The sequence below is a fragment of the Granulicella sp. dw_53 genome (assembly GCF_018449545.1).
GTDB lineage: Bacteria > Acidobacteriota > Terriglobia > Terriglobales > Acidobacteriaceae > Edaphobacter.
Map to the genome: position 1 here is coordinate 20,482 of NZ_JAAVUR010000008.1, position 16,134 is coordinate 36,615.

At 49.3% G+C, this 16,134-nt stretch carries 14 protein-coding genes; 11 read left to right on the forward strand and 3 right to left on the reverse strand.

The features are described from left to right. Positions 1-47 precede the first annotated feature (47 nt). The 3 genes from HB393_RS13600 (at position 48) to HB393_RS13610 (ending at position 1,382) form a co-directional block, all read left to right on the forward strand. Positions 48-248, forward strand: a complete 201-nt coding sequence (locus tag HB393_RS13600) for a hypothetical protein (RefSeq protein WP_213805737.1) — start codon at positions 48-50, stop codon at positions 246-248. A gap of 105 nt (positions 249-353) precedes the next feature. Continuing rightward, a complete protein-coding gene (locus HB393_RS13605) occupies positions 354-554 on the forward strand; it encodes a helix-turn-helix domain-containing protein (protein ID WP_213805738.1) in 201 nt (66 codons plus the stop codon). Positions 555-656: 102 nt separating this feature from the next. Then, positions 657-1,382, forward strand: coding sequence for a hypothetical protein (locus tag HB393_RS13610; protein ID WP_213805739.1), 726 nt, complete (start codon positions 657-659; stop codon positions 1,380-1,382). Between the two features lie 80 nt (positions 1,383-1,462). Here HB393_RS13610 and HB393_RS13615 read toward each other — a convergent pair whose 3' ends face one another. Further along, on the reverse strand, positions 1,463-1,774 hold the full coding sequence (locus HB393_RS13615) for a hypothetical protein (RefSeq protein WP_213805740.1): 312 nt from the start codon (positions 1,772-1,774) through the stop codon (positions 1,463-1,465). A 62-nt stretch (positions 1,775-1,836) separates the two neighbouring features. Here HB393_RS13615 and HB393_RS13620 point away from each other — a divergent pair, with 62 nt between their 5' ends. The 3 genes from HB393_RS13620 (at position 1,837) to HB393_RS13630 (ending at position 5,515) form a co-directional block, all read left to right on the forward strand. Further along, a complete protein-coding gene (locus HB393_RS13620) occupies positions 1,837-3,027 on the forward strand; it encodes a hypothetical protein (protein WP_213805741.1) in 1,191 nt (396 codons plus the stop codon). Positions 3,028-4,190: 1,163 nt separating this feature from the next. After that, complete coding sequence (locus HB393_RS13625; protein ID WP_213805742.1) at positions 4,191-4,793, forward strand: HNH endonuclease; 603 nt, start codon at positions 4,191-4,193, stop codon at positions 4,791-4,793. A gap of 251 nt (positions 4,794-5,044) precedes the next feature. After that, on the forward strand, positions 5,045-5,515 hold the full coding sequence (locus tag HB393_RS13630) for a hypothetical protein (RefSeq protein WP_213805743.1): 471 nt from the start codon (positions 5,045-5,047) through the stop codon (positions 5,513-5,515). Positions 5,516-6,377: 862 nt separating this feature from the next. Here the strand turns inward: HB393_RS13630 and HB393_RS13635 are convergent. Beyond that, the gene (locus HB393_RS13635; RefSeq protein WP_213805744.1) at positions 6,378-7,721 is read right to left on the reverse strand and encodes a DUF4062 domain-containing protein; all 1,344 of its coding nucleotides are present in this window, start codon (positions 7,719-7,721) and stop codon (positions 6,378-6,380) included. Between the two features lie 109 nt (positions 7,722-7,830). On the opposite strand from HB393_RS13635, the gene HB393_RS13640 reads away from it, so the two are divergent. Continuing rightward, positions 7,831-8,577, forward strand: a complete 747-nt coding sequence (locus HB393_RS13640; RefSeq protein ID WP_213805745.1) for a site-specific DNA-methyltransferase — start codon at positions 7,831-7,833, stop codon at positions 8,575-8,577. Positions 8,578-9,464: 887 nt separating this feature from the next. Here the strand turns inward: HB393_RS13640 and HB393_RS13650 are convergent. Next, positions 9,465-9,899 (reverse strand): hypothetical protein, encoded by a 435-nt coding sequence (locus HB393_RS13650; protein WP_213805747.1) that lies wholly within the window; start codon positions 9,897-9,899, stop codon positions 9,465-9,467. Positions 9,900-10,499: 600 nt separating this feature from the next. Between HB393_RS13650 and HB393_RS13660 the strand changes: the two genes are divergently transcribed. The 4 genes from HB393_RS13660 to HB393_RS13675 all read left to right on the forward strand — a co-directional run bounded on the left by HB393_RS13660 (position 10,500) and on the right by HB393_RS13675 (position 15,957). Then, positions 10,500-12,173: a terminase TerL endonuclease subunit gene (locus HB393_RS13660; RefSeq protein WP_213805749.1), complete on the forward strand. Its 1,674-nt coding sequence runs from the start codon at positions 10,500-10,502 to the stop codon at positions 12,171-12,173. Positions 12,174-12,182: 9 nt separating this feature from the next. Then, positions 12,183-13,907, forward strand: coding sequence for a phage portal protein (locus HB393_RS13665; protein ID WP_213805750.1), 1,725 nt, complete (start codon positions 12,183-12,185; stop codon positions 13,905-13,907). Further along, positions 13,900-14,622 (forward strand): HK97 family phage prohead protease, encoded by a 723-nt coding sequence (locus tag HB393_RS13670; protein WP_213805751.1) that lies wholly within the window; start codon positions 13,900-13,902, stop codon positions 14,620-14,622. The genes HB393_RS13665 and HB393_RS13670 overlap by 8 nt, the downstream gene beginning before the upstream one ends. 135 nt (positions 14,623-14,757) lie before the next feature. Continuing rightward, a complete protein-coding gene (locus HB393_RS13675) occupies positions 14,758-15,957 on the forward strand; it encodes a phage major capsid protein (RefSeq protein ID WP_213805752.1) in 1,200 nt (399 codons plus the stop codon). Positions 15,958-16,134: the final 177 nt, after the last annotated feature.

Consider the following 16,134-nt stretch of genomic DNA (forward strand, 5'->3'; position numbering starts at 1 on the left):
GGAGCCATATCACATCAACGATTCATCAATCATAGAAAGAGACAAACATGAACAAGCAAACGGAAATGAAGAAGACTGTACCAGTAAAGGCCGCGAGGGAGTATTCCGAACTGTCCCCTGCTGAAAAGGCAAAGAAATCCTATGTCGATCAACTTATAGCTTACAAAGAAATCGATTGGAGAAAATTGACGATTGATCAATTGAAGAGAATCACCGAAGAGGTGAGGAACCCGCCAAACGCACAATAGATAAGCCGATCCGCTGTTATGGCCCCCTGAATGGGGGCCATTTTCAGGGATGAAGATGGCGTGGAGCTAAGCTACTCACTAATCTTAGAAAGTAGGAAAATTGCTATGCTCACCGCCGCGCCATCCATTGAGAGATTGCTCTACAGCAGGAAAGAGGCAGCATTCCTCCTCAGCATCTCTACCAGGACCTTGGATACATACATTGCAGTAGGGAAGTTGAAAGTGAGGAAGCTAGGAGGGAGGAAACTGATTCCGAAAGCTGAATTGGTTAGGTTCGCGGCGCGGGATCAGGCGAGTCCTGCGTAAACCTTGTTTGTCTCATTCATGGCCTGTCTCTTCAATGGGACAGGCCATTTCTTTTGCTCTGGCGTTGCCATTGCGTTCAAGGTAGATTTAGTAGCGCCAATCATGACAACCCCACCGAAGTCCGAAGAACAAGAGCGTAAGGTCACGGGCAAAATACATGTTCGTGGTGAAATTACAGTTGAGCCAAGCGAGGAAGAAAAACTCCTGCGTGAAGCCACATCAAACGAGCAGCAGACAAAGGATAACGAGTCAAAGTGGATTGCAAGAGCGACGCTTGGATTGGTAACTCTATACGCGAGTCTCACATGGTGGCTGGGATGCAGCACTCGCAATATGGTTAACTACAGTCACGACCAACTAGTCTATTCGCAGCGACCGTGGGTTGGGCCCGAGCTTGGAGAAACTGTCATTACACTACGTGAGAATGATCTTCAAGTGCAGTGGGATATCCACTTTAGGAACTTTGGAAGCTCCCCCGCCCTCAAAGTCAAAATGCATACTCATCTCTTTGCCCCGGCAGAACGACCAGACTTTGTGCAGATAGAGCAAAAGATAGCAACTTTGGATGTGTCACAGGACGGAGAATTCAACATCTTCAATGGACAAAGCGCCCCTAATCGGGGATTTAGTAGTGCTCGTTATGATGTCGAGACAAAAGAAGCTATCAAGGCCGAGACTTTTAAACTTGTCCTTGGCGGAAAGATTGTTTACAGCGACGAGTTCGGAGAAAAAGATCATATGACTACGTTCTGCGTTATCTATGTCCCAAGCAGGGATGCGCACCCAGAATCATGGATCACATGTCCGGTGAAGGATATCGCTAACTAACTTCAGACCAGAAATGGCTATCTTCTAAACGGGATAGCCATTTTCTTTGTCTATTCCTGGCCCTCTGTATGGGCCAGGTGCTATCGATAAGTTGGTTGTGGGAAATGAGCTTCGTCCTCAAATCCTTCTGCGATGGCAGCGTCACGGTAATATGCAGCTCTACCATTGGCAGCTTCGATTGCTTGATGATCCTCACTCAATAGAAACTTGGCGACGGCTTCGGCGGGACTATCACCTTCAAGACCCGTAGAGTCGCTAGTATGTAATTGGGTGACTGCTACGGTGAATATCAGATTCTCTTGTTTAGTCACAAAGATGCTACGGATGATGCTCTTACCATCCGCGAGAAGCTTACGAAGCTTGTAGTCTGCTGGTGTTGTCATGGACGCCATAATACCTCAGTTGTATTAGGGGCATTTGCTTTGTTCTCAAGTCGAACGGGTATGATGTCGCAATGAATATTCAATCTCGCGTTCTCGATAGGCTCATCGCTGCACGGCACCTGATTGATAGCTCTGGCCAGGAACTGACGTCATTCTCAGGGCCTTTGGCGGTGGCGCAAAAGATATTGCTAGGTCATGATGCTGCTGAGCTAGTTCTGTCTGCTTTAAAATCGCATCTGAATCTGAAAACGGACCAAAACTTCATGCCAATCGCTAGAGCGGTATGTGCCCAAGCCTTCGAGGATGATAGTCAACTTGGAGCTGCAGTCGATGCATTCGATCACCTCAATGACTTACGAGTGGCATTCAAGCACCGAGGCAATCTCCCGGATGTATCAACGAACTATCAGTTGTTCTCTGAGGTTGTCGATTTCCTGGATATCCTATGCGATTGCATCATTGGAAAACCGCTAGTTCAGATCGATCAATTATCAGCCGTCTCCGATGCCTCGGTCAGGGACATCCTTGTTTCTGCTCGAACTTGGATCGGAGAGGAGAAATATAAAGAGGCTCTTGAAACAGTTTCGCGTGCTCTTTCCGACGCATTTAAAACCTTAAATGTGCCTCCTTATATGAGACCTGGAAAGGTATCTACAGAAGACGCTCTTCTTCTTTCGGGTAGGGGAATTGATCCTGCAAGTTTCCTCACAATGCAGAAGTTCTTGCCTCTAACGTACGACGGGGACGAGTTTCATTGGAATCTACGGGAAAATGGCCACGAGATGAATTGGACGGAATCAAACGCTAACTTTTGCCTGCAAATGGCCACATCAACTATCCTCCGGCTCCAGAATGCACAAGAAATTCCAACCCCGAGCGACTTTTATACATGGTTCCACGACGTCGTTGAAGTTACAGTTGCCACACCGACTGTCCTTTTATACAAGGGAGGATTTGGAATGGCTCGTCTTGACAGTCACTTCAACTTGTTCCGCAAGGGAAGCCGAATATCCGGAAGGGTAAAAGGTTCATGGCGTAAGGAGCTTGATTTACAGGAGATGAGCAGTTCCGATTTAGAGCATGTGCCGTATATCGTTCTCGAATCTCCAAAGCATGATCTGATCCCGCAAGTACCCTCCGGACTTAGCGCCTTATTTGAGCGTCACTTTCTTTTATTCGTTGCGGACGAGGTGACAATAAGTTATGAAAGCAATGGTATGCGGGAGGCGATTCTCAGGCGTCGCATCGAGCAGGGCGAATAGCTGCCTGAAATATGGGTCGAAAACAGGTAGCCCCGTAACGATCAGTTCTTAAAATATCTTCACCACAGAGCTGTATGAATCGAACTGAAACAGTTCCGAGGGGATGCTTTCGAGCATCCCCTTTCTGTATCTGTTCCACGCTGTAAGGAGCCTACACACTATCTGAACAGCTCAGGGTAGGGATTGGTATGCTTGGGTCCATCAGAAGGCACACGAAGGCCTTAGAGTAGAGTAGTTATCTTTCCTATCCAGACCATTGGTGATCCTCTACAGATCCATAGTCTTCATTACATAGCTAATTTGATACTCTCAGGACATCTATCGTGACTACCTCTGCGGGCTCACCGTATGAACAGGCTGTACCGAATTAAAGTGTCACGACGTTGGGTTATCACTCCAATCTCCCAGGACCTTCGTATGTATGAGTATGTCTCATACGCCCTGGGGGCTATTGTCCATTACTTGAGTAGCCAGTTTAGATTCTGGCCGGGAATCACGCTTACGCTGATTCCCCCTAGAGCAGACCTTCATCTACTTGTGGGCCTGATAGTGTGTTGGCTAACCCGATTTTGATCTCAAATGACTTTGAGACTGGTGACCAGTTTGTAAAGCTGGAGGACATCTGGTGGATGCGGACCTCTTGTTACTGAGGCAGATAAGGTATTAGCCAATCTTCTTATTCTGCTACCTATATAAATTGTATGGATCGAGGCGCGATCATCAAAACCTCGATGATGTTGCAATTGTCCCTACCCCTTTAAATAGAATCCCTTTCCACGATCAGTTTGCAAAAGAATTTATTACCCGCGTAAACATTGGCTATAACGCCGTCTCGGGCATAAATGTGCCTTCGCTTAGATTCTGATTGCCTGATGAATTGAGGATGGTGATCGACCAGAGGGTGAATGTTACTTGGTGAGACTCGGTTATGGGTATTGAGGCAATTCGGATGCAATGTACCTATCGCTGTACATCTAAGCTTCGCGAGTTTTTGCAGCAGCGACGCCCAGAATTAGAAATCGCCAATGAATACGCCACTAAAATAAAGTTTATAAATCCGCATCAACATCCGATACTAGAAACAAGTAGAGGGGTAGAAACCACCTCTATTGAATCCTCCAGAAGGATCAATTTCATAAGCACCATCATCCTTGGAGGATGCAATGTCTAAACTCACACCTGTCGCTCGTCTAATTGAAAAACTTGATCTCGTAAGCTCTAGCACAGATTGCTGGCTGTACCTTGGTGCTCTCGCCCCGAATGGCTATGGGATCTTTAACGATGGCGATGAAGGTTCGGTCCTTCTTCATCGATACGCCTACAACCTCTTTTACGGTCCAATTCCAGAGGGCAAAGTGGTGATGCACAAATGCAATGTAAAGAATTGTTGCAATCCAAAGCATCTCAAAGCAGGAACTCAGAAACAGAACATCGCCCAATGTATCAGGGAAGGCCGAAAGCCCAAGACATATAAAAAGCGTCGCCCTGTTACCGAATCTGAGTTGAATGAAATTCGTACCCGCCATGCGGCCGGGGAATCGGCCTACAAGATTGGTAAATCCCTCAATCGCTCAGAGCCTCTGCTTAGCGCCATCCTGTCAGGGAAGACCCACAAACCAAAGCCTCCGAAGCCTATTGCCCCGGCGACTCAGAAACAGAAGCAGATTGCGGCCCTCGAAGACTTCAGCACTGATCTCAAGACAATAATAAACGCTAATAGGAAGCCAGTTGCGGCTGAGAAAGTTGGCCAAAAGAAGGCCGCATAGTGAAAACCGTAAGAAATTACCCAGATGAGACGGAAGGGCAACGAAAGCCCTTCCGTGCAGCATGGCCCACAGCACCATCGCTGAAGCCAGGTGCGGAGATGATGGATGCATGTTGTGAGGGTCATCCAGAGGCACTAGCGATCAGGGATGCGTGGAGATTTACAGCCAGCAGGGGAACTCGTATCACCATCCTGTCCAAAGAAGACTATGACAGGCTCGTAGAGCGCGTCAGCATTACGTTTGGAGGATGATTGACGTTAGATGAACAATACGCTCTATGGGCCAAGGACGGCTCAGAAGAGGCACTGAACGGGTTAATGGAACACGTTCGACAAAGAGCAATGACTCTCACTCGTGACGATGACATAGCCCAGCAAGTGGCAATGACCATTCTGGGGAAGTTGCATACCTTCGAGCCTCAAGATCAGACCGCGTTCACGCGATACGTATCATCAACAGTGAAGAACCGCCGTCTACAACGCGACTACGTTAGAACCTTCGCGTCGATAGACGATGGCGAGTGGGAAGAAACATCGCCAGAGCATGGTCATTCATACGTTTCTCTATCCGCAATGACTGTCTTTCAAAAGCAAATAGCGACAGCTATGATCCAAGGATATTCACTGAAAGAGATTGCGGGACAGTTGAGTCTCAAAGAATCGACACTCAGAAAGAAATTATTTGATTTACGTAACGAAAAGCCTCTGCCGAAAGATATATAAACAGGGAGCCTTATAAACTCCTGAGTCATTCGGCACGATCCAGCCGCGAGCGCATGAGACATAGCAGCATCAGAAATGGATCAATCTTTAGTCCTGATCTTGACATCCTCCAATCAGGCACGCCTCTACTGCAATGGTAGAGGCGCAATTTATCTTCGCCTCTCCCGAGTCATGTATCTAAACATGGTTCGCCAAGGCTGTGTGTATCCCTCCCTCCTTCTTCAGTTAGCGGATAGACGCAGTCTGTTTCATCGCGGTGCGTCCGAAATTCGTACACTGTGAGCACTCCTTAGTCAGTTCTGCATATAAGATGGCAGGCATGACAATGCTTCCGCCTGATGCCAGAGTCCTCATCTATAAACGAACCCATAAGGGCGACCCAGACCAAAGGGGTCAGTTTGGGATCAATTGCTGTATGGGATCTTTCAGAAGTCGAGACTATTATGCCGTGATCGGAATTGGCGGTACCAGCGAAAGGCCAGTAGCGGACGGTATCGACCGGAAGCTCAATTGGATCGGCGTCGGAGCGAAAAGACACCCGATTAATGACGGAACACAGCACCTAGTCACATTCGACAGATTTGTCTTATACGAAGACGCAGGTCGGGATTTCGAAAAGATTGCACCGATTATAGCGCGTCAGTTTTATGAAGGCGATGCGCGGCAGCTTGTCTACGACAAATCCCGGAAGGATAGAACGTTTAGTAGGGAAGAGACCGCAGAGATAAACTTCATCCTGAGTCTGGCCGATAACGCGAAGCCGTCCAACCGGAAATCGCTGCCAATGACAATCGATTGCAAATCTGAACACTGTGGCTGTTCAACTCCGAAGGAACGCAAGAAGGCGGACTGTTAGGCAGTATTAATATCCTGTTACGGGATCAAGAGAATCGACATACTTGTACCCGGCATTTGTAACCTTGCTGATGGGACCCGACGAATGAGCTACGAATCCCAAACGTTTAAGCTCTTCTAAGGCAGCGGTCCATAGGGCTACTGTACGTGGAGAATTGTCGCCTTTGCCGAATTGTTGGCCACCCGCAGACATAGTATTGAGCCCGATTGAATTGCGAACGAGAATATCCCCGCCCTTGCTCGCGGCCTGTTTTAAGATTGTTTCTGCAGCTTCACTCAAAAGCGGTTGACTACTAGTTGACGGACTGGGTATTGCCGACTGAGTAATCTCAAGACCCGCGTAGCGGGCTTCATTGAGTTCCATAGCGAGATGGCGTCTAAACTGTCGTCTGAAGTCGTCGGTGTCACGAAACGCTGTATACCAACTCTTCAGCCTGCATTCATCTCGATAGCTAACAAGAGCGGCATACTGCTCTCGGTCGTAGTCACGGGGTAATGGAGCCTCAGAAAAATATAATTTCACGGACTTTTGTCGATCAGCATGACGAGTAATTTCCTCCACCGTGCCACTTTGGAAATCTGGTGTTTGAGTCCCCAATCGCATACCGAAAATTCCTACTAAGATGTCGGCTCTATCTAAGATTTGTTTGTTGACCAGCGCCTGAGGATGAGCACCATATTGCGGATTGGTGTTGGTTTCCCATTTATCTGGCAAAAGAACGATATTGCGAGAGGCGGAATGCAATGCATTCCAGTCATTTATTTCTTCAGTTGCTGCTCGTCGTTCTTCTTGAACATCTCCAGGAGAAGCAATCATCACTCTTAGAACGGTAGCGTTAAAACCCATTTTCTTGCCTCCGGAATTCTCTATTTGTGGCAGTCTGGAACTCTTGTCCGGTGACTGACGACTTTTGAGTTTTGCTAAGCTCACTTTGCTTCTTGCTTGCAATAGCGCACGACCACCAACTCTGTCCATCTCTTGTTTAAGTTGATCGGTGATAGCCGGTATTTGGGCGGCCCCCAGGGTCTGAGGTAGTTGAGGTGTGTACTTTGCTTTCGAAATCAACTCCAACTTTGCGATGATTTCACTCTCTATCTCATCTGTGATCGGAATATTCAGTTCTTTGCATGTGTCCAGATATATCGCGGTGTGAACCGCGATTTTCTCCTCCAGCCACTTCGTATAGGTTCCATGCACAAGTTTGATTCCGGGACCAGAGTTCGTGAGTCCCCGGGCAGATGCTTGTGATGCCGCCTCTCTGCGCGCCGCTTCACGTTCGACTATTAGCTTCTCGTCAGCGGCGAGCAACGAGATTTGTATGTGCCTCTGAACATCGTTTGCAAATGGCATTCGCCAATCGTACACGCCGACCTAAAACCAATCCATCAATATCTATAGGGCTGAACAATTGTCCCAATTGCCAATCAATACGATCACCCAGGGCGACTGTCTTGAGGTCATGAAGCACATCCCCGATGGGACAGTGGATTGCATCATCTGTGATTTGCCTTATGGAACTACGCAGAATAGATGGGATGCAGTTATTCCAATGGAGCAACTCTGGTCTGAGTGGAAGCGAATATGCAAACCCGGCGCACCGATCATTCTGTTTACCCAGCAGCCGTTTACGACTACGGTTGCGGCCAGCAATCTGAAACATCTCAAGACAGAATGGATATGGGAAAAGCCCCAAGGAACAGGTTTCCTGAATGCTAAACTTTACCCGCTGAAGTCACACGAGAACATTCTCGTATTCTGTGACCGCAAGCCTCCTTATTACCCTCAGATGGAAACCGGCTCTAAGCCATACGTCACAGGTAGAGGCAAGAAATCATCCAATTACGGCCAGTTTGAGAACACTGTCACAGTCAACACGGACGGTTCACGCTATCCGAAAACAGTCCTCAGATACGCAGCGGAGAAGGGTCTGCATCCGACTCAGAAGCCTATTGCATTGATCGAGTACTTGATTAGGACCTACACGGTGGAGGGGTCAACTATCCTGGATTGCGCTTGTGGCAGTGGGACTACCATCGTTGCCTGTGACAACACGGGACGAATTGGAATCGGCATAGAAAGTGATGCGACCTATTTTGAAATAGCTGTAAATCGTATCAATGAAAATCGAGACCGTTTAAAACTACCCAAGATAGTACCTTCTCCAAAGCTTGACCCACACGGCAAAGATTTATTGGATGCCGCATAGTTAGCGAATCATTTGGAAATGGCGTAAAGCCATCTCAATGGCTGATCGCTTGGAATCAGGGCAAGGTTTCATGCGAACTGCCGTATTCATCCGATTGTGTGCAATTCGTGTAGTGAGACCGTTATCTGCCTTCACATGAGCTATCCAGCAGGGCCTTGGCGTGAATCCGTGATGCAGTGCTACATAATCTGATATTTGATCGTAAGTCGCACCGCCAGAAGTTCTAGTCATTCGCCAATGTTACACCCGAGCTAATCGGCATATCGCTGCTCCGTAAGGGCGTGTTTGGGATGACGAGAGCAGGGAAATGTGTCTCTCACAAACGATATAAACCAATGCCTAAAGCTAGCCTTAGACCATGCCGAAAGGCAGGATGTTCCGCGTTAATAGAATCGGGCTATTGCGAGAAGCACAAGACTGTAGGCAGTGCTCAAGACAGGCTATATCGTGGTAACGCAGCCAGCAGAGGGTATGACAGAGCATGGAGCAAGGTACGCAATGAAGCATTGAAGAGGGATTGCTATCTCTGCCAGCACTGTTTAAAATCGGGCCAAGTCACGTCAGCCTCTGATGTAGATCACATAGTCCCCATATCAATAGCACCAGATAAAAGACTAGACATAACCAACCTCCAGTCACTATGCCGTCCATGCCATAGAGCGAAGACCATCAGTGATCAGAAGCAATACGCAACGCAGAGTGTGTCACGGTGACACACCTGTGATGATGCACCATGCATAGCCTAGATCGAACCTCATGCTAAGTCATTGAGAGTCAATCACATAGCGCATAGGGGTATGGGGTGTAAATCCTTTAGTTGCAACAGATGCGGAGACCAAGCCCGGGTTTGAGATTTATGCACGCGATTTGAATTCCACTTTTGTGTTTCAAATCTTTAAATCCTTGCCGAAGTAGAGAACGAGAAGTGCGGTCGTGACAGCAAGCCAAACCTTAGCAGAGACATCCTGAGTGTATTTAAACAGTTCCCAATCTGATACTTCAGTAGTGCCTGGATAAAACGGTCGACGCCTACCTTGCCTGTAAATGCCCTGGAACTCGAACCAGAAGAAAAGGGGCGGAAGGACGACCCAACTTACCAGAACGGCTACTTCCACTTGCCGATACCATGGCCATTCTTTCACTGGGATTTCCTTAAGCGGGCAGTTGTTTCCCCAATAGATGGCACCAACGCCCAATACAAACGAAAGAATCAGTAAGACTCCGGAAATCCAGAGCAGACAGTTGTAGAACCTATCGGGTGTCAGTTTCAGAATCGTTTTTGGGGATGCTTCATGAATCGACTGTTTATTCATTTCATTCATATGATCTCTTGACGAACTGTGAAAGTGGATGGGTCGGCAACATTCTTCGTCTTCCCGTGGCTTTAGTCAACAAAAAATAGGGAGTCAACTAGCGATGCCAGGACGTAAACGACTGCCTGCCTCTGTAAAGGAGGCTAATGGCAACCCAGGTCATAGACCAATTCAACCTGATGCCGATTTCTCAAGTGCCGGTGCCATCGGTGAACCTCCAGCTTGGCTGGACGATGAGGCTAAACGTGAATTCACCCGAATAGTCGAGGCCCTAGAGGATATGGACCTACTCCACTCCACAGATGTGGGTGTCCTAGCCAGCTACGCCGTCAATTACTCGCGTTGGGTCCATGCCGAACGACGAATCTCCACTGAAGGCACGGTCCTCCTCGTAGAAGGTAGCCAAGGCCAATCGAAACATGTAAAGCATCCAGCATTGATGGTCAGCTCTGACGCTCAGAAGCAAATGATTCGCGCAGGGGCATTGATCGGACTGAACCCAGTAGACAGAAACAGACTCAGCGCCAGCCCTAAACAGTTGGCCAATCCCTTTGCATCGTTGTTAGACGGAGATGACGAGGACGAATAACAGACCGCACCGGGAAAGGAATGCCAGCAGATTACGCAGCCAAAGCAAATGAGTACGCAAGGGCTGTAGTTGCGGGCGAGATTATTGCATGTCGTTGGATCAAGTTGGCGTGTCAACGCCATTTGGATGATCTAACCAAGGTCTCTGATCCCGATTACCCCTACAAGTTCAGCTCAAAGAAAGCGGCCAAGATATGTAGATTTGCCGAGATGCTGCCCCTCGGTGGTCGTTGGGGAGGAAAGGGAATCACCCTTACTCTTCAGCCGTGGCAATGTTTCATCCTGGCCTGTACGTTTGGCTGGCTCCACAAGAAAGACAATCTCAGACGATTCCGAACCGTCTACCTGTACGTCCCTCGTAAGAATGGAAAGTCATTCCTGAGTGCCGTTGTTGGCCTCTACATGCTCCTGCTGGACGGTGAGCAACAGGCCGAGATTTATACCGGTGTCACGACCGAAGAACAGGCTCAGTACGTCTTCAGACCGGCTCAGCAGATCGTTAGAAAGACACCCGGCCTCAAGGCAATGGGTGTTCAGTGTCTCGCTAATGCAATAGTCATACCCGTAACTGAATCCAGGATGGCTACCACCATTGGTCAGCCTCCAGATGGTTCATCTCCTTCCTGCGCGTTGCTAGATGAATCCCACGAATGGTCAAACGACCATTTGATGTCCACCATGCAAACGGGCATGGGAGCAAGATTACAGCCTCTCACTTGGGTGACTACCACCGCTGGATACAACACAGCCGGTCCCGCCAAGCTGATGCAGGATGACCTTCAGGACGTTCTGGAAGGCATCAAGCAGGATGATGAGCTATTCGGTCTGATCTATGGCCTCGATGTTGGCGACGATTGGAAAGATGAATTGGCGATACACAAGGCCAATCCCAATCTTGGTATCAGCGTAGGACTCGATTACCTCAAGTCACAGCAACTCAAGGCGATTCAAAGCCCACGGCTACAGACCCAGGTAAAGACAAAGCATTTCAATATCTGGTGTGCATCTGCCGTCGGTTGGATGGACATGGATAGGTGGCAACGCTGTTCAGACACATCCCTGAACATTGAAGACTTCGCGGGTGAAACCTGTTGGGCAGGTCTGGACCTCGCATCCAAACTCGACCTCACTGCCTACATCCTCATTTTCATGAGGGTGATCGAAGGCAAGCAACACTTCTACCTATTCCCACGTTTTTACCTTCCATCAGCTCGAATCGATGATCCAGCCAACGGTCACTACAAGCAGTGGTCAGAACTGGGATATCTCGAAGCGACCCCGGGCGAAGTTAACACCCATGCAGAGTTGCGTGAGCAGATCTCGGCAGATGCTAAGCAATTTGACATGCGTGAAGTCGGCCACGATCCCCACGGTGCTAGTCAGCTTGTCGCCTCGCTCATGGAAGAGGGTTTGACTTGCATTGAGTTGCAGCAAACCTGGAAATACCAATCCGAACCCATGAAGACGCTCGAAGCGTTGGTCATGGATGGCCGGTTACACCACGACGGTAACCCCGTCATGACGTGGAACATTGCCAACACCATCGTTCACCATCTCAGAAATGAAGTCATCACCCCGGATAAGGCCAGTGCTGAAAAGAAAATTGATGGCACTGTTGCCACAATCATGGCTCTTGGCCGCGCCACCATTACAGCACCAGCAGAAGCATGGTTTGAACCATTTGTCCTGCGATAAGGATTTCCCTTGGGTCTAAAATCCGCTATTCAGAAATTCGCATCAGAGATGCGGACTTCCGAGATTACCAAACTGGAGCTGCGTGGCAGCGGTGATCCTCTCAATAATCCAGCTATTCCTCTGTCTACCGCAGGGTTCCTGTCATGGGCTTTCAGTGGCGAACCGACGGCAGCAGGGGAGCAGATCAACGTACACACATCTTTACAGCAGATGACGGTGTACGCCTGCATAAAAGTTCTGTCGGAATCTGTTGCGTCCCTGCCCGTCAAGGTTTACGAAGTGCTTGATGGTAAGGGGAAGAAAGAGACAACGAATCATACCCTTGCTGAACTCCTTGGCGTAGCGCCGAACGATGAGATGACGGCTTTCAGTTTCTGGGAAGCAATGGTCGGGGCATTAGCTCTTACCGGCAATTGCTATGCAGAAATTCAACGTGACGCTGTCGGACGACCTGTTGCTCTGTGGCCTCTAAATCCTCTCCTTACCGAACCAAAGCGCGATAGCGCAGGCAATCTCGTCTATGAAACTACAGACGGAATGCAACAGGGTAAGTTCCGAGTCATAGCGTCTGAAAACGTTCTACATGTACCTCTGTTTTCCTTCGACGGGTTGAAGGGCATCAATCCAATTCACCTCGCACGTCAGGGAATCGGCCTCGCTAGAGCCGCTGAGAAGTTCGGTGGCCGTTGGTTTGGCAATGGTGCCCGTCCCGGTGGTCTGCTCAGCAATACAGGCGGTTCTGTCCCAACTCCCGCTCAGATGACCTCCATGAGAGAGTCCTGGGAGCGGTCTCAAGGGGGAGAGAACCAAGGGACTGTTGCAGTTCTGCCAGGCGGTTGGACCTACACCCCTATGGGTATCAATCCAGATGACTCTCAGTTTCTAGAGACCCGCCAGTTTCAGCGTACTGAGATTGCTGCTTTATTTCGAGTCCCTCCTCACATGGTTGGTGACAATTCGAAGCTGTCCAACAGCAACGCGGAGCAGTCGGCTCTGATGTTTGTCACTGACACTCTACGTCCTTATCTATCCAGATTAGAGGCTGAGATTGCCCGCAAGCTATTACCTCGTCAGGGACGAAACTCTGGACGGTATCTTGTCCAATTCGATGTAACCGAACGTCTACGCGGTGACTTTTCTACCACCATGACTGGCTACGCCACCGGCAAGCAGTGGGGGTTCCTTAGCACGAATGATGTACGCGAATCGTTGGGCCAGAACCCAATCGGGCCAGAGGGTGACATTTATTGGTCACCTGTGAACATGCAGAACTCCGCTCGTCTGCTCGATACCGAATCCACCCTAGACCAGACTATCGGCGGTCCTACGCCACTCCCAGACGCTGTGCCAACCACGGATGAACGTTCAATGCTTGAACGCTATTCGTCTGCATACATCACGATCTATAGAGATGCCTTCGGACGGCTATTGAAACGTGATAAGCGCGATTTGAGCACCATTACAGCCATATTTACACCAGTTCTGACCTCTATTGCAGAGGCGGCAGCAGGTTATGCAAACGGCTCTGATGCGGCCAATTCCTCTAAGAATATTGAATCTGTTTGTCGCTCTATGGCGAAACGTGCCGAAACTTACACAGAGGCAAATATAGACGCCCTCGCCCAGCATGAATTCATCAAGGCTGTCCGTTCTATACATATCCTCACCCATCGTGACATAGCAGGTGCGAAGGCAGAGGCCAGCGTTACCATCCCGGAGACAGTAAATGAGTAATCGTGAAATACGTCAGATCAAGGGTCTTGAACTGAGGGTGGCAACCAACGCCAATGGTCAGCGTACCCTGTCCGGTTACTCTGCCGTGTTTAGTTCTCTCTCTGTGGATATGGGTGGTTGGTTTGAACTGATCTCGCCTTCTGCCTTCACCCGCACTTTACAGGAGAACCCTGATGTTCTCTGTCTCTACTCTCATGACACGTCCTTGGTCTTAGGCCGCACTAAATCCAGCACGCTGTCCTTATCGATCGATCAGACTGGATTACGATTCGAGTGCATCCTGCCGGACACCTCAACGGCCAATGACCTCATTGTGTCCATCGAACGCGGAGACGTTGACGGCTGTAGTTTCGGATTTGTCTGTCAGTCTGATGTTTGGTCTGAAGATAGCGAGGATCGTATCGTTCGTACCTTGCTAGACGTTGATCTCTATGAAGTCACGATCACCGCCGCACCGGCATATCAAGCAACGTCGGTTGCATTACGTTCTGCCCCAACGGAAATCAGATCACGTATTACCGAGAGTCGAAGCCCAGGTTGTGTTTGTCCCTGTCCAGGATGCGTAGCAGGCGACTGCCTCGATTGTTCTGACGCAGATTGCGACGAAGATAATTGCGAACATCGTGACGACAGTGACGATATTGAAATCGACTCTAGATCCCTTCTCTGGCATTTAGAGATGCGTCTCAAGCTCGCATTAGCCCGCCTCAAATAATCCCACCCATAAGTTTGCAAGGCCACAACGATCAGCCCGCCTGATTGCGTTAAATCGTGCCGTTTTTCCTTGCCGCAATGAAGCCCCGGCCAGCCGCTGGTGATGCTGTCATGCACCGCAGTACACAGGAACCCAATGAATTTGAAAGATATGCAGGAACAGCGCACTAAGCTGATTAGTGACGCGCAGAAGATCGTGCTTCAAGATAGCGTAACCACTGAACAGCGTGCCGAGGCTGAGGCCATGCTCGTCGATGTTGACAAGCTAGAAGCTGATATCAACCTCGTCCAGAAGTTAGAAAAGTTAGAAGCAGAGACTCGCGCAACGACTCGTCCATCCCGTCCCACCCCCGGTGCGGTTGCCTCGGATAGGGAAGAGCGTGATGGTTTAGCGGCTAAGGCGTTTGAAAAATACATCCGTTATGGAGCCAGTGAACTTACCCACGAGGATCGTTCCGCACTACGTGAAAAGCGCGATCTAACCACCACCAATGCCGCTTATACCATCCCTCAGCAGTTCCTTGGAACTCTGATCGATGCACAAAAGATGGTTGGAAATACGGTGTCCATCGTTGGCAAGAAGGTCACTAACAACAATGGCGCACCAATCAAGGTGAGCTTCTCCAACGATGTTGGTAACACCCTTACCACAATGACCGGTGAAAACACCGTGGTCACCGAGTCCGATCCTTCCTTCTCTGGCCTGATCATGCAGACCGACACCCTAGCCACAATGGTAAAGGTATCTATACAGGAACTTGAGGACAGCTACTTTGACCTCAACTCTTGGCTACGTGACAAGTTTGCTCTCCGTTACTACAGAGGTCTGGAAACTCTCATTACTGCGGGTAACGGTTCAAACATCGCCTCAATCGTTGCCGGTGCGACTCTTGGGGCAACTACGGTCGCTGCCAATGGGCCAACTTTTGACGACTTTACCGCTATCTACGGGGCACTCGACCCAGCATACGAGAACTCCGCATCCTGGGTAATGTCTAGCACCACTCGTGCCTACATCATGGGTCTCAAGGACACGTTGAATCGTCCTCTTTTTATCCCTAACCCATCCAGCGGTGTACTGGACACCATTCTTGGCCGTCCAGTTGTCCTGAATCAGGCGCTTTCCGTTGCAACTACGGCGGCTGCAACTGGCATCCTCTATGGCGATTTCAGCCAGGGTTATCTGCTTCGCACTGACGGTGATCTTGCTATTCGCCGTCTGGACGAGAGATTTGCCGATGCCCTAGAAGTCGGATTTCTTGCTTATGCGCGTGTTGGCGGAGTAAGCACCGACGCAGGAACCCATCCCATCCTTAAACTCGTAACCCACGCCTAATCCTTCTGTGTGAGGCCATGTCATCAGGAGTGGCCTCGCATGAGGTTCCCTATGCTAATCAGAATCCTACAAACGTTTGTGGATGTTGCCTCCCCGCGCCCGATCCTTGCAGACGAATTGCTCGATGTACCAGAAACGCTAGCTGTCCCTTGGGTCACTAAGGGGCTGGCAGAAAGT

Coding starts and splice junctions, on each gene's coding strand:
- HB393_RS13675 (WP_213805752.1), top strand. CDS start 14,758: ATGAATTTGAAAGATATGCAGGAACAGCGCACTAAGCTGATTAGTGAC.
- HB393_RS13625 (WP_213805742.1), top strand. CDS start 4,191: ATGTCTAAACTCACACCTGTCGCTCGTCTAATTGAAAAACTTGATCTC.
- HB393_RS13660 (WP_213805749.1), top strand. CDS start 10,500: ATGCCAGCAGATTACGCAGCCAAAGCAAATGAGTACGCAAGGGCTGTA.
- HB393_RS13620 (WP_213805741.1), top strand. CDS start 1,837: ATGAATATTCAATCTCGCGTTCTCGATAGGCTCATCGCTGCACGGCAC.
- HB393_RS13640 (WP_213805745.1), top strand. CDS start 7,831: ATGAAGCACATCCCCGATGGGACAGTGGATTGCATCATCTGTGATTTG.
- HB393_RS13600 (WP_213805737.1), top strand. CDS start 48: ATGAACAAGCAAACGGAAATGAAGAAGACTGTACCAGTAAAGGCCGCG.
- HB393_RS13615 (WP_213805740.1), bottom strand. CDS start 1,774: ATGGCGTCCATGACAACACCAGCAGACTACAAGCTTCGTAAGCTTCTC.
- HB393_RS13605 (WP_213805738.1), top strand. CDS start 354: ATGCTCACCGCCGCGCCATCCATTGAGAGATTGCTCTACAGCAGGAAA.
- HB393_RS13610 (WP_213805739.1), top strand. CDS start 657: ATGACAACCCCACCGAAGTCCGAAGAACAAGAGCGTAAGGTCACGGGC.
- HB393_RS13635 (WP_213805744.1), bottom strand. CDS start 7,721: ATGCCATTTGCAAACGATGTTCAGAGGCACATACAAATCTCGTTGCTC.
- HB393_RS13650 (WP_213805747.1), bottom strand. CDS start 9,899: ATGAATGAAATGAATAAACAGTCGATTCATGAAGCATCCCCAAAAACG.
- HB393_RS13670 (WP_213805751.1), top strand. CDS start 13,900: ATGAGTAATCGTGAAATACGTCAGATCAAGGGTCTTGAACTGAGGGTG.